The sequence below is a fragment of the Cohnella sp. SGD-V74 genome (genome assembly GCF_003001675.1).
Taxonomy (GTDB): Bacteria; Bacillota; Bacilli; order Paenibacillales; family Paenibacillaceae; genus Cohnella.
The window spans coordinates 79,753-91,998 of the sequence record NZ_PVYW01000018.1; the positions used below are offsets into that span (position 1 = coordinate 79,753).

Consider the following 12,246-nt stretch of genomic DNA (forward strand, 5'->3'; position numbering starts at 1 on the left):
ATGGCAGCAATTAAAAGAATGCATGTTGCCGTTAACTGCTCCGATTTAGATAAATCTCTTTCTTTCTATCGCAGTTTCTTCGGGGCCGAACCGACAAAAGTGAAAGAGAATTATGCGAAGTTTGAATTAGATAATCCAGCTCTGCATTTCTCCTTAAATGTTCGCCCATTTGAGAAAAAAGGCGTGCTCAATCACTTAGGTTTTCAGGTAGACAACACAGAAGACGTTCTGGCCATGGGCGAGCGATTACGGCAGGCCAATCTTCTACTCATCGATGAAATGAATACGACTTGCTGCTACGCAGTCCAGGATAAGGTTTGGGTTTACGATCCGGATGATAATGCGTGGGAAATCTTCTATACCAAAGAGGATTCCGAATTTGAATCTGCTGGCGATGCTAGGGACTTATCCCTCTGCTGTGCCCCACCGTCTGCGCCGGTTTCCGTTTCGTTTACTAGTTTCCATAAGAACAAATCCTAGTGACGGGGAATGAACAATATGTCCAATAGCTATCACTCGCTTCATGAGAACCGCATTTTCATGGGCGGGGCCACGGATATTGAAGCCATTGAAAATCATGAAGGCATTGATGTTGTTGTCGACTTGCGTGCCGAAGCAACGGAATGTGCATATTCGGATTCCAAAGCCAAGTGGGTTCAAATTCCATTAGGGGATAATGCTACGGAAAGCGAACATGTCTTATACAAGCAAGCAATAGACGAAATCGTAAACGCGTATCAAGTTGGTAAGAAAGTGGCCTTTCATTGCGGTGGAGGCAAAGGAAGAACGGGGACGGTTGCTGCAGGTACACTAATCGCCCTTGGACTTGCGGACAGTGTTGATGAAGCTATAGAAATCGCCAAAGGCATTCGTCCGAAAATTGATCTCAAGCCTATCCAACGTGAAGCGTTACAAAGATTATATCCGTAATGAGAAAGGGAATGCCCAGTGGCATTCCCTTTCTCATTACGGCATTTCGCTTCTTCTTTCAAAAACGGCATAATTGAATCAGCTAGTGCACGTTTCTTCCGTAAAAGAGACGAATATAACACGTCTGTAGTAGAAATGTTTATTGAGTCATTTGCAGACGTGGCAGATAATCTTCGCATGCAATTTAAAAACTTTAAGGAATTTGAAATGCAAGACCCCTTTTACTTAATAGTAACCATGATCGGTATGCAAGGAGTTGTTCCTTCGCTTCGTAATGGCTTCTATCTTGACCCACGTCCTATCGACGATGATTTTATTCAACTACCAGAAATTAGGTTGGATCCGTTAGGTTCAAGTTCAATAGATCCTGCCGATATACTGAAGCCTTTATTGCGTGCACTTTGGAATGCTTTTGGACTTGATCGAAGATAAAATCTAGATATAACGGGCTGCAGATTACTCTACAGCCCATTAACAATTAGCTTTGATATAGCGTCACATAAGGCTTTTTCCACGACTCACCGTAGACTTCGTTGACTTTAGCAATGTGTTCAGCAGTAGCACTTTTTTCAATTGTGTTTAAGTATTCCATAAACTCTTCTCTTGTGGATAGAGAAAATATCCTTGCCTTGTAGTTAAGATCCCCTTCTGGAATTTCTCCTAGGATGTTTGAAAATTCTTTATCGATAAACATAGCGTCGCAATAGGGCATATACGAAGAAATCATATTAACATCATTCATAGTTCCCCTATTAGGTGGCCTCTTCCTTCCAATAGCTGCTTGTCTTGCAATAGCTGCAAAAAGTAAAGCTGAAATGTGTAAAGTAGGTAATTGGCTAAAATCTGCTTCGTTAAAATATTCTATTATTTTTGCCCACATTTGTTCGAGATTATGAAACTCAAATTGATCCAAGATGCTTTTCATATCTGAAATAAGTTGCACCGAGTCATTTGGTAGTAATTCCTCAGGTCTAGCACTGTATTCATGTGCGCTCTTTAACTTACTTAGATAATTAATATAGCTCTTCATTGTTGCATTACCGAAAGACTGTATTTCATGTTTATACCAGAATTTCAAATCTAGATTTTTAGAAGATATCCAATAATTAAACACTTCCTCAAGTCCTATAAATGATTGATCACGGTATTCTTTGATAGCCTCAACTATATCATTATCGTTTCCCATGTTCACAGAGATTATTAATCGACTAGCCCAAGCATTAATTTTCCCATGAATAACAGACTGAGGATCAAGGTTTAATGAAGTTTCTTGTCTGCCATTTAACCAATTTGAAAAATGTTCAACAATTTGCTTTCTCTTAATCATTCCTTTTTCAAAGAATGTTCTCCCATCACTTAATAGTTCATACATGCGTTTTAATGGTTCGAAAAAACCAGATAACAAGGACTCGTTATTATGAATTTCTGAATCCGGACACACTATTAATTGAAGCTTGCACAGGCTGTCTAGTCTTTCAAACAATCTTAACCAATATTCATCCACTTTTCTTCCCTGGTTAGACCTCATCTTTGGATTCAGTGCCTTCATCATGTTGCTTATTGCAAATTGGTCAAGATATATAACTTTCTTATTAAGAATGGGCAAGGAATAGCTCTGTGAGCTTTCATTGCGACTAGGAAACATACAATTTCTGCATCTTCTGCTATAGGAATTATCTGTGATTAGCAATACCCCAAACTCTTCTTTCCCGCACTTGGGGCAAGATATGAACGGAGGCGTTATAAAGGCCCTTGGATCAAACAAAAACTCTGTCATCAAAGTTCATCTCCATTGAGAAGTTCCCTATTCGATAATCCCTTGTAGTTCGACTTTAGACACATATTTCCTTCCAAAATAATACAACAAATAACCAGGATTTTCACCCAGTTAATATTAATATGTTGACACTCTATATAAAGATCCTTGAATTTTATATGTTCAGAGCGACATTCTGACAATACACTTTACATTGTATTTTATACATATGTGGTAAATTCCTCCGGATTGGACGTTGTTCATCGAAAAGAGTAACCAGGAGCACAGCTGCAGGATTGCATCGAGATGCCGTCGCCGGCAACGTCAGGCGGCCAGATCGGGGGCGCTCATCCGGAATGGCATCCAGGCGATGAGATTCTCAGGCGCCCCCCTCTCCTCCCTTTTTAAAATGCAAACAATCGGATCGACTCGGCCACTTGCAGCTGCAGCAACCTCGGTGTCTGAAATAAATTAGTCTAGTGGTTCATTTTATGAGTGCCTCTTGGCGAAATAACCGATCAACTTCTTTAGTGGGTATGCCAAACCTTTGGCTTGCCTCCTTCAGAGCAAACTCATCGAGGGCCTGGGAGTCAACAAATTTGGAGCCATCCTCTGTTATAACATTATATAGCTCCGCCATGTAATCATATACTTCACTGCTGCTGGGTATGTATTTTCCTAAGTCAATTTTTATTCTTGTATTTAGCTTGAATTCCGGAACTTTGTAAATTGCGTCGGAGTTATTGATTTCTTGTTCACCAAGCGTGATCAATTTAAAGCTGTAGGTTTCCTCACCAGGAAGACCCAAGATCTTTGGTGTGGTAAAGTGGCTATCTTCAACGTATATATCGCCATACTCGAGGAAATTACCGCTAATTATCTGAAACTCTCTGCGCGTATTCTCAGGAAGGTTGACATTGGTTTTAATTTGAAAATACCCATCCCCCAAGTTCATAACAACAGGATCAGAGAATTCTACATCATTTGTTTGAAAGGTTATCCTCTCCGGACCTGCGCAACCAAGAATAAATGAAAGTAAAATAAATAAAACGAACACTTTTTTCAGTATTTCCACCGCCTTAAATAAATTTCTCATACTTCCCCATCATTTTTCATAAATAATATACTTACAATATTTAATATTTGAGCACGAATAGTAATCAGACCTTTTTCGTCCATTCACCGTTCGCCCAATTTTTAGTGTCACGATCCCTTTCTTGCAAACAGGGCAGTATTTATTTTCTGAATCTTTTTTATGCGCAGATTGCTTATATCTAGCCTCTATTTCCCTCAAGAACGTCGATTTATTTTTATTGTCAGCGACTAAGTAAATATGTTTTTTGGCTCGTGTCAAAGCGACATAAAACAATCGACGTTCTTCCCCATACTCAAATTTCTCCTCGTTGTCATGCAATAATTGCATGACAGGGTCATCCTCGATCTGGCTAGGGAAGCCTAATTTTAAGTTCGTATTATTTAAAACAAAAACAAATTCTGATTCAAGCCCTTTACTTTTATGGATCGTCATAAACTCAATAAATAAATCTGACCTAAGTGATAATGTGATGATATATCTGTCAACATTGTTACTTTTATTCTTAACAGGAGTAAACTTCAATTCATCCGTAACAAATGACTGATAATCCCTTATATATCGCCCTAAAAATAAAACTTTCGCACCAACAGGTAATTTTATTAAGGCATTAATAAGATGTTGTTGAAGCGCCTCTTTAGTGTCTCCCATTAGTATCGTGCAGGCCGGGGTATTATCATTTGGATCTTTAGGCTTCAGCTTTTTGGACAGTTGGGAAGGATTTTTCGTGATAAAATCTTCCCCGATTCTTATAATGTTTTTATTAAACCTGTAGGTTGTTTCAATATATGATTTCTCCGTATAACCAACATACTTCTCCAATTTCGAAAACAACTGAATGGCACTCCCTGTAAATCGATATATGGACTGCCAATCATCGCCCACACAAAACAATTTCGCATTAGTTTGGTCTTTTAGTGATTTTATAAGTGAAAAACGTGCAAATGAAATATCTTGGTATTCATCTACGATAATATATCGATACGGACTTCTATAATCACCTTTTTTAATCTTCCTTGTGGCTATATTGATCATGTCATTAAAATCAATCTCTTTTTCGGCCTTTAACATATTTTCATATTTAAGAAAAATAGGTTCAACGATCTGAATGAAATACTGATTTCTTGCCCTGTGAAAAGTATTAAGGTTTTTCTCATTCTTTTTCCTGATCTCATCAAAGGAGATATCATTTGCTTTAGCATAGTTTAAAAATGTCCCGATCAGCTTTTTGAACCCATCAAAATTACAGATGTAATTGGATTTAATCTTTTCAAAAAGTTCATGATCTGACATCGGAAAGAATTGTACTCCTAAATTTTCTAATTTCTTCTGCAGGTTAACGAAAAGTACCCCTTCTTTTTTCTCAAAGGAATACGTTTCAACCATTGTTGTTCCGCGTTCTTTATGAGTTTTCCGTTTCCACGTTATTCCTTTATTATATTTTTCTGTTGCGGTCTCTCCCTCACCTCCGGAAAAGAAATTAGGTACATTTCCATTTCGATCAATACCAAAATGCTCAATATATATATCAAGGTCCGGCAAATAAAAATCAGGACGATAAGGTCCATAGTCAATATTTTCTGTAGGATATTTATATTTTTCCTCGTATATATAGCTGATGTTATTCCTATAAAGGAAGTTAGCAATCTCCATCTCCTCGTAGCTTTTCACACTTTCATTTTTAAATGTCTTTATGTTTTTATCACGAAGATAATCATAGTAGTCGGCTAAGGTTTCAAATTCCGAATCTTCTTTTTGCTCCTTAAAATACTCTAGAAAATAAACGTTAACCAACTTCTTAAATTTTGGTTCCAAGCTAACGTCATCTATTACACTGTTAATTACTTTTTCCAATTCAATATTTGTTTTTGCAATCGCCTTTCCTTCAGCTTTTGAAATGATATCTTTACCCAAACTGTGGAATGTTCTGACTTCAATTTTTTCATTTGTTTCTTTATGTAATCTTTCCTTCATCTCTTCTGCAGTCGCTGTTGTAAAAGAAAGTACCAATATTTCATCAGCACTGATCCGATATCGAGATAAGACGTATTTCACTTTTCCAATAATGGTTTTAGTTTTGCCGCTTCCTGCACCGGCAATAACAAGATTATTGATCTCATCTTTTAAAATGCAAGTTCTCTGTTGAATATCTAAAGAGCTTCCCTCTATATTATTGAAAAAATATTCATACTCCACCAACTCATTTGCGATAAATGTTTCGTTGTTTGATTTACAAATGTTATCAAAATTTTCAATATTAAAGGCGAGAAGCCTTAGATACATTACTTCTTTTTCTGTATGTTTGTATTTCTTTGGTGACTTCTCCGAAAGCTGTCTTTGTAGAGTAACAGTCTCCTCTTTCCATCGTGTCTTTATATCGTGATTTATGTACATCGGATTAATTTTCAAACTATTTATTCGTTCGGAAATGTACTCAGCTCTTTCTAATAGATCCCGGTATTCTTCAATAATTCTTAGCTTTTGTCGACGCTTTTCTTTAAACCATTCGAGTATAGTAGAAATGAAACTTTTTATCACATTCTTCATCACGTTCTTATCCATCCTTGCTTCGCTTCTATGTCAACATGCATTTAACACTCAATCTACACTCCTTGCCGGCGGAGACGGCCGACCAGCTGCAGCTCCACACTCCTGATTTCTCCGGACACGATCGGACGAGCCGTTCCTCGCGCTGCCGGCGGCGAAACTCGGCTAGTTGCAGTTCCTCACTCCTAAGTTCATCCGGACTCCGATCGGGTGGCCGCGTTCTTAGAGGTTGATGAACGACAAATCGAGTCGATTCTAACGCAACGCCCCCTGTAACATTGTAAATTTGAGAAAAACGGAGTCTTCCGTTGTTCTTCAATGTGGACTGCTTGTACTTTCTTCTCCTCCTGGTACGGGTTGCTTATTAAGAGTTAATTCGCCCCAAATTTGCCGTCATACGATTGCCTCCCCGCCCCTTGGTATAATAAGACAAACATACCCCGCGTTGATAATAGAAGTCAATATTTGGATAGATTTTTTTCTATGACTTATTCCCTACCTCTACAAAAGAAAGGAGTCCGTTCTGCTACTTCGGCATACGGACCACCTTTAACGCTTCTAGTTGAAAATCCTACCCCTCACAGTGGGTCATCCCTGGCTCATTGATAATATAAACTGATCAGCTGTCATATGCTTTTGGCAACTTCGACTACAGCCGGAATGAAGGCGCGGCAATTCCCCTACCATCATACGTATGGATCGCCACAACGGACTGAGTGTTTCTACAAATAGCTGGTCCAGGCTACTTCATGCCCCCCTCCTCTATCTTATCTGCTACAGTGATTCTATAAAATCACTCTAATATGATCCCCCCCATCCCGCCACATTGATATACGTCAACAACTCGATATGTGTCATGCATACCGAGAAGTTCAGGATACTCAAGTGTAAACTCTTGGATCTCAGATTGATCGAACGTAATCTTCATGTTTGTTCGAACTTCACCATCATAGTTAATGCCTTTGAGTGTACAATACATTGCTTCATTCGGGTCCACTTTCAAATAAAGATAATAGAACATAGTAATCCTCCTTATATATAATTCCCAATAAAAAAGCACTCCAATGAAAGCCAAAATGGCAATCAAAGGAGTGCTTCTCCTGTTGGAGTATTAAATTAGATTTATTTTATAATCAAAATCCAACGAAGTCAAACCCTAAGTTTGTAAAAGAGCACTTCACCTTTTCTTAAGTAAATAAGTTAAAGATGAATCTCTTCAAGAACAGGTAACCGCATAAGTCCAGACTTATAGTATCCCCGGTGCTTTATGGTACAACTAATTCTTGGTTCAACATACACGAAGTCTTTATTCTCTTTTATTATTGAGCTCTGAAGTTTAGGCCAAACCATTTTACGAGCTTTGGCTGTAACTCCAAGTTCAATCGTTCCAAGTGGCCGAATAATTCCCCGTTCTACCTTGCCAATTAGCCACTGGAAATCCCGCTTTGAAAATCCCGTAATGAGGACGTCATGAGTAACGCTGTAATTAATGACTTTTTGCCAATTCCAACTGCGTTTTCCTTTAGTTCCTGGCTCACAAGGACTTCTGCTACTTAAGTATCTACTATCGGACCGTTTTAAGACAATACCTTCTAGTCCAGATGACTTCACGATTCCAAATAATTGGATGGCGCTCCCTTCAAAACATCGTGCTCTTGAGTAATACTCTGTATCCCTTAACTCTTTCTCCAATAGTTCTAAACGTCGTTCAAGTGGTAAGTGCATTACATTATCACCGCGGTAAAATAAAATATCGAATGCACAAACATGGATTTTATTCTTATCTTTCAGAGAATTAAATCTAGCAAGACATGCTTCGAAATCAGGGTGCCCTCTTTCATCTGTAGATATTAGCTCAGAATCGATTATTGTACCTTTACTGATCGGTGGATTATGAAGTTCCGGAAAACGGTTGGTTACATCTTGATTTTTACTGTACAATTTTATTTTATTCCCGTTAGATACAAGTAGCCGGATTCCATCCAATTTGAGTTGTGTCCTATAATTTTTGTCATCAAATGGAACATTGTCTATTGCATATTGCATTAACATTGGAGGATAGAACATAGTAATCACCATAATAAGAGTAACATTTACGTGAGAATCAGTATATTGGTGGGTGATGGGTTTATTATCAATTTATGACATTTAGAAATAACGCCTGGCCTCTTCTTTATTCGCGCTATCGTCCTACAGTTTTTTTGGTTGCGATCGTCTATTCTTCTTCTTTCAGTACTTTCAAAAAACAGGATGTACCGCGGCAGTCATTATGTTCTGTCGTACAGCTAAGAATCAATCTCCTAGCCGCACCCCACTTCATTCTGAGACTGAACTTTGTAACGTTTGCTTCTGGCCGATGTGTCTTATGCTTCCGAAGAGATTCGCTTCTTACCGTCGCTGTCGGAGATGCTGCAGCTATTGCTTTGCAAGATCCATTCATCCATGCCCATTTGCCAGCAGCCCCCTCGTCGTCACCTACTTTACTTTACGGTCTACCAGCTGCCCTTCTCTAACGGGCGTCACAGATAGCAAATAGCTTCACCGCAGAGGATCAAAGTTCGGTCCTCTCTGGTCACAGCTAAGTCAGGAGATCTTGAAAGATCAAACCAATGCTGAACGGTTATGTGCGGATGCACAACAGATGCCAGCCAAATATTCGTCTTAGTTTTGATCTCGAAAGTCAGTTGAGTACTTACAGAGAGCAATGGTCAAATCGTGGCTTCTAGCTTTTTTCTCCCTCCTACTTTCCTGTAGCCGTCTCCCTCTCTTGCCCCCCAAACCCTCATCCTCGTAACCAGGACTTCAGTTATACCAATCTTCGTTTCCAGCCCCTCTCATTCTATGATAGTGGCCTCCCGACGCATATGTAGATCCCTACAACTGATTTGTCGTTTATGATTTTCCTCCTTTCTACTGGTATTTTCACTTTAAGCCCCCCCTTGGTTTTAAGAGAATGTTTGCACACTTTGTTCTCAATTGACCAAATGATTCATCTTCATGAAACATACAAAACTGGTTTGTTTAATTCTCTCGGAGTAGTTTCTCTATTAGTTACTATATTAGAAACCATACTTTAGACCATATTTTAATTGAGAAAATTGACTGGCTATTATTCTTCATAGCCTGATTTCATGACAATACCCTACTCTTTATGGACCATTTTGATATTCTGCCACAGGTAATCGGTCTGATTTGTATTTATAGTATCTAAATAGGAAACTATTATTATAACCTTATTATATATGATGATACCCCGACTGGTGACATTACATTTCTTTATAGATACCATTATAGTTTCTATATTAGTATCTATAAAACCATCATGAGCACCTCTTTTATTCTTGCATGTGTCCACCCTCCCTTTCAGCATGTAGATAGCTACACCTTCAAAAAATGTGCCAAAAACACAAATATTCCGATATGTAGACCCTCTACACATCACAGGTATATACCTACACCATCAACAGAATACATCTACACTCTTTAATGTATCTACTTACATTTCTGATTGAATACACCTTCACTAATGTATATATACATATACCCGTTTCTATGTATCCACATACCCTTATTTTGTAGAGGAATTACATGAACTGTTGTATTTGTGTATAATAGAGGTGGATACATCTGCACATTGGATATGTAGACCCTCTACATATTGAGATAAAGGAGAGTGTTTTCTCTATGTATGAAAATGAATATTCTCTTGGTCCAGAGGCACTTGATCAACTACGCGCTTATTCAATTAAAGATTTCTCAGAGCTAGTTGGTGTGCCACAAACAACACTTAGAAAATGGGAGGAAGTGCTAGGAGAAGCCTTTCGAGTGCCACGAGACGCACAAAATCAAAGATTTTACACAAAAAAACATGAATTATGGGTCGCTAAAATTAATAAATGGCGCGATGAAAAGGACCTTGGATTGCCTTTAATTAAAGAACTACTCCTAGAAATGCAAAGTCTGGAGAGAGATAATCCTCAATTTGAAACGAATGCTAATGAGTTGGCTATCATGGGACAGCAGGGTGGACTGCATCAGAATAATCAACTAGCTGATCTTTCTAGAAATTTTGATGACAAAATCAAGCTTGTTGTGTCACACATGGAAGACCTTCTTTATAAATTTAACCAAGAAAATAGGGAATTCCTAAAAGAAGAACTGAGTCGGATAAGGAACGAGAACAATGATCAGATAGAAAACATTGAAAAGAAGCTGACAACAGTAACAAAAGCACAAGAAGAAACAATGAGATCATTGCTTGAAGAGAACACTGCCATGATAAAGAATTCCCTTACTAAAAGTGAAAATCAAAAATCAGATGAAGAGAGATCAATCGAATTAAGACAGGCCCTTCACAATGAACTCGCGCTATCCAGAAGAGTTCATCAACGACTTAGAATGGAAGCAATTGAGGCTTGGAACAAGAATCCAGTTAAAACAGGCCTCTTCAAAAAAAAAGAAGATCTATCAGCTAAAACTCTATTTATAGAGGAATTCATAGCCAACAGAATTGAGGAAGAGTACAAAAAGGAAATAACATAAGGTTTAAAGGAAAGGCACAGGTTTTGATACCTGTGTCTTTTTTTCTCAGTGAATTGAGTAGCAGATGGGAGAGGGGGATGCGCGATAAACTAGGCCAAGGAGGGAATGGGTTCCTGCAGACTAGCGGTCCGGGGGTGTAAATGAGGTCGCGACGTGCGAGAAGGGAGCCAGAAAAGAGTCAGGAGGGAGGGCTAAAATTGCAGCGGCCCACGTGAAGGACATTTAGAGGATTTGAGCCAAATATGACGCCCGGTAATCACTCACAAGTTTACCGAACATGCCATGAACTGCACGGGTGATCGCCTGGAGAAATGGGGGCCCGGGTATTAAGTTTTACCTAAATGGCTATTATTAGACGGCCTCGGATCTTCGGAGAATACTGGCTTCGCGATCTGCGCCGGTGATAGCTTCCAGCTCCCCGTAACTGGCTGCTCGGGACTTTGTTCGTCTAGGGAAGCCCGGATCCTCGATCAGAGCACCGACGATAGCATTCAACTCGCGCAACTACAATTCACGACTTTCGTTCGCCAGTAGGGCAAAACCCGGTAATCGATGCTCTTAGGTGACAGCATTTAGATCGTTCGTGCAGCAGCAGTTCGCGACTTGATTCGCCAGTGGCGAAGCCCGACTCCGCGATCAGCGCGCCTATGACAACGGCCAGATCGCGCAGATCCAGTTCACAACTTGGTGCGCCAAGGGGCGAAGCCCGACTTCGTGAACGGGCGCCATCATGTGACAGGATTGCGCCATGTCTTCCCGGAGTTGTTCTCTCGCGCTGCCCCCGATCTCCTGCGATAGATTCAAATGCAGCTTCTGTAGCTCTTCCGAAGCCTATTGCGTGGCCAGTTTGTCTAACCTCGATTCGCTGTAAAAATGCGATCGGCCTGCGCAAGCACATGCCGCTGATCGGGGAGCTGCACCTCGAATCCGGATAATCCTTTTTTTTCGTGGAAGTCGATTACGTTCGCCTTTCGACTCTCCGTACTTCTCGCGATCTCAGAAACCGAGCGACTGAAGCCTGCTATGGGCTTCCTCTGCCCGCTGTTCGAGCTTCCGGCACTTTTTCCCTCTCCGATTTGCTGAACACGCGATTCAAGGGCGTAGAGCCTTTCATAGCGTCCTTACTAATGATCCAGAGTGCGGTAATGGTAGTCCGCCGCTTCAAACGGCTTCATCTCGGCCTTCAAGCGCTTCTCACGCTCCTGCAGCTGTGTTCCCGTTCCCGAACGGCTTTGACCGTTGGCCATCTGGCCGATAAACTACTCGGCTGCAGTCAACACCTTCTGTTCTTCCGGAGAGACATTGAACCGTTTGTAGTCGCGATACTGGGCCAGATCCACCCGCATTCTCCGCGTGAATAAGTTCGTTCTTCGTCCGG

At 40.1% G+C, this 12,246-nt stretch carries 10 protein-coding genes; 4 read left to right on the forward strand and 6 right to left on the reverse strand.

From position 1 onward, the window contains the following. Genes B0G52_RS24740 through B0G52_RS24750 form a run of 3 tightly spaced genes read left to right on the forward strand, consistent with a single transcriptional unit; the run spans nucleotide 1 to nucleotide 1,362 of the window. Nucleotides 1-480: an ArsI/CadI family heavy metal resistance metalloenzyme gene (locus B0G52_RS24740; RefSeq protein ID WP_094048239.1), complete on the forward strand. Its 480-nt coding sequence runs from the start codon at nucleotides 1-3 to the stop codon at nucleotides 478-480. An 18-nt stretch (nucleotides 481-498) separates the two neighbouring features. Continuing rightward, nucleotides 499-930 (forward strand): protein-tyrosine phosphatase family protein, encoded by a 432-nt coding sequence (locus B0G52_RS24745; protein WP_094048241.1) that lies wholly within the window; start codon nucleotides 499-501, stop codon nucleotides 928-930. An 18-nt stretch (nucleotides 931-948) separates the two neighbouring features. Continuing rightward, complete coding sequence (locus B0G52_RS24750; RefSeq protein WP_143762630.1) at nucleotides 949-1,362, forward strand: hypothetical protein; 414 nt, start codon at nucleotides 949-951, stop codon at nucleotides 1,360-1,362. Between the two features lie 46 nt (nucleotides 1,363-1,408). Here B0G52_RS24750 and B0G52_RS24755 read toward each other — a convergent pair whose 3' ends face one another. From B0G52_RS24755 to B0G52_RS24775, 5 genes are all read right to left on the reverse strand, one after another. After that, nucleotides 1,409-2,707, reverse strand: coding sequence for a hypothetical protein (locus B0G52_RS24755; RefSeq protein WP_143762631.1), 1,299 nt, complete (start codon nucleotides 2,705-2,707; stop codon nucleotides 1,409-1,411). Nucleotides 2,708-3,170: 463 nt separating this feature from the next. Continuing rightward, nucleotides 3,171-3,782: a hypothetical protein gene (locus tag B0G52_RS24760; protein ID WP_094048247.1), complete on the reverse strand. Its 612-nt coding sequence runs from the start codon at nucleotides 3,780-3,782 to the stop codon at nucleotides 3,171-3,173. Nucleotides 3,783-3,791: 9 nt separating this feature from the next. Continuing rightward, complete coding sequence (locus B0G52_RS24765; RefSeq protein WP_233163033.1) at nucleotides 3,792-6,326, reverse strand: UvrD-helicase domain-containing protein; 2,535 nt, start codon at nucleotides 6,324-6,326, stop codon at nucleotides 3,792-3,794. Nucleotides 6,327-7,119: 793 nt separating this feature from the next. Continuing rightward, nucleotides 7,120-7,347 carry a hypothetical protein gene (locus B0G52_RS24770; RefSeq protein WP_143762632.1) on the reverse strand — a complete coding sequence of 76 codons (228 nt, stop codon included), beginning with the start codon at nucleotides 7,345-7,347 and terminating at the stop codon, nucleotides 7,120-7,122. A 179-nt stretch (nucleotides 7,348-7,526) separates the two neighbouring features. Then, nucleotides 7,527-8,405, reverse strand: coding sequence for an ATP-dependent DNA ligase (locus B0G52_RS24775; RefSeq protein WP_094048253.1), 879 nt, complete (start codon nucleotides 8,403-8,405; stop codon nucleotides 7,527-7,529). A gap of 1,605 nt (nucleotides 8,406-10,010) precedes the next feature. Between B0G52_RS24775 and B0G52_RS24785 the strand changes: the two genes are divergently transcribed. Then, nucleotides 10,011-10,868 (forward strand): helix-turn-helix domain-containing protein, encoded by an 858-nt coding sequence (locus tag B0G52_RS24785; RefSeq protein ID WP_094048257.1) that lies wholly within the window; start codon nucleotides 10,011-10,013, stop codon nucleotides 10,866-10,868. 1,124 nt (nucleotides 10,869-11,992) lie between these two features. On the opposite strand, the gene B0G52_RS36475 is transcribed toward B0G52_RS24785, so the two are convergent. After that, complete coding sequence (locus tag B0G52_RS36475) at nucleotides 11,993-12,115, reverse strand: hypothetical protein (RefSeq protein ID WP_255407508.1); 123 nt, start codon at nucleotides 12,113-12,115, stop codon at nucleotides 11,993-11,995. Nucleotides 12,116-12,246: the final 131 nt, after the last annotated feature.

Bases quoted from the DNA above. Each gene is read 5' to 3' on its own strand.
- B0G52_RS24740 (WP_094048239.1), top strand. From the start codon at position 1: ATGGCAGCAATTAAAAGAATGCATGTTGCCGTTAACTGCTCCGATTTA.
- B0G52_RS24745 (WP_094048241.1), top strand. From the start codon at position 499: ATGTCCAATAGCTATCACTCGCTTCATGAGAACCGCATTTTCATGGGC.
- B0G52_RS24755 (WP_143762631.1), bottom strand. From the start codon at position 2,707: ATGACAGAGTTTTTGTTTGATCCAAGGGCCTTTATAACGCCTCCGTTC.
- B0G52_RS24760 (WP_094048247.1), bottom strand. From the start codon at position 3,782: ATGAGAAATTTATTTAAGGCGGTGGAAATACTGAAAAAAGTGTTCGTT.
- B0G52_RS24765 (WP_233163033.1), bottom strand. From the start codon at position 6,326: ATGAAGAATGTGATAAAAAGTTTCATTTCTACTATACTCGAATGGTTT.
- B0G52_RS24770 (WP_143762632.1), bottom strand. From the start codon at position 7,347: ATGTTCTATTATCTTTATTTGAAAGTGGACCCGAATGAAGCAATGTAT.
- B0G52_RS24775 (WP_094048253.1), bottom strand. From the start codon at position 8,405: ATGGTGATTACTATGTTCTATCCTCCAATGTTAATGCAATATGCAATA.
- B0G52_RS24785 (WP_094048257.1), top strand. From the start codon at position 10,011: ATGTATGAAAATGAATATTCTCTTGGTCCAGAGGCACTTGATCAACTA.
- B0G52_RS36475 (WP_255407508.1), bottom strand. From the start codon at position 12,115: ATGGCCAACGGTCAAAGCCGTTCGGGAACGGGAACACAGCTGCAGGAG.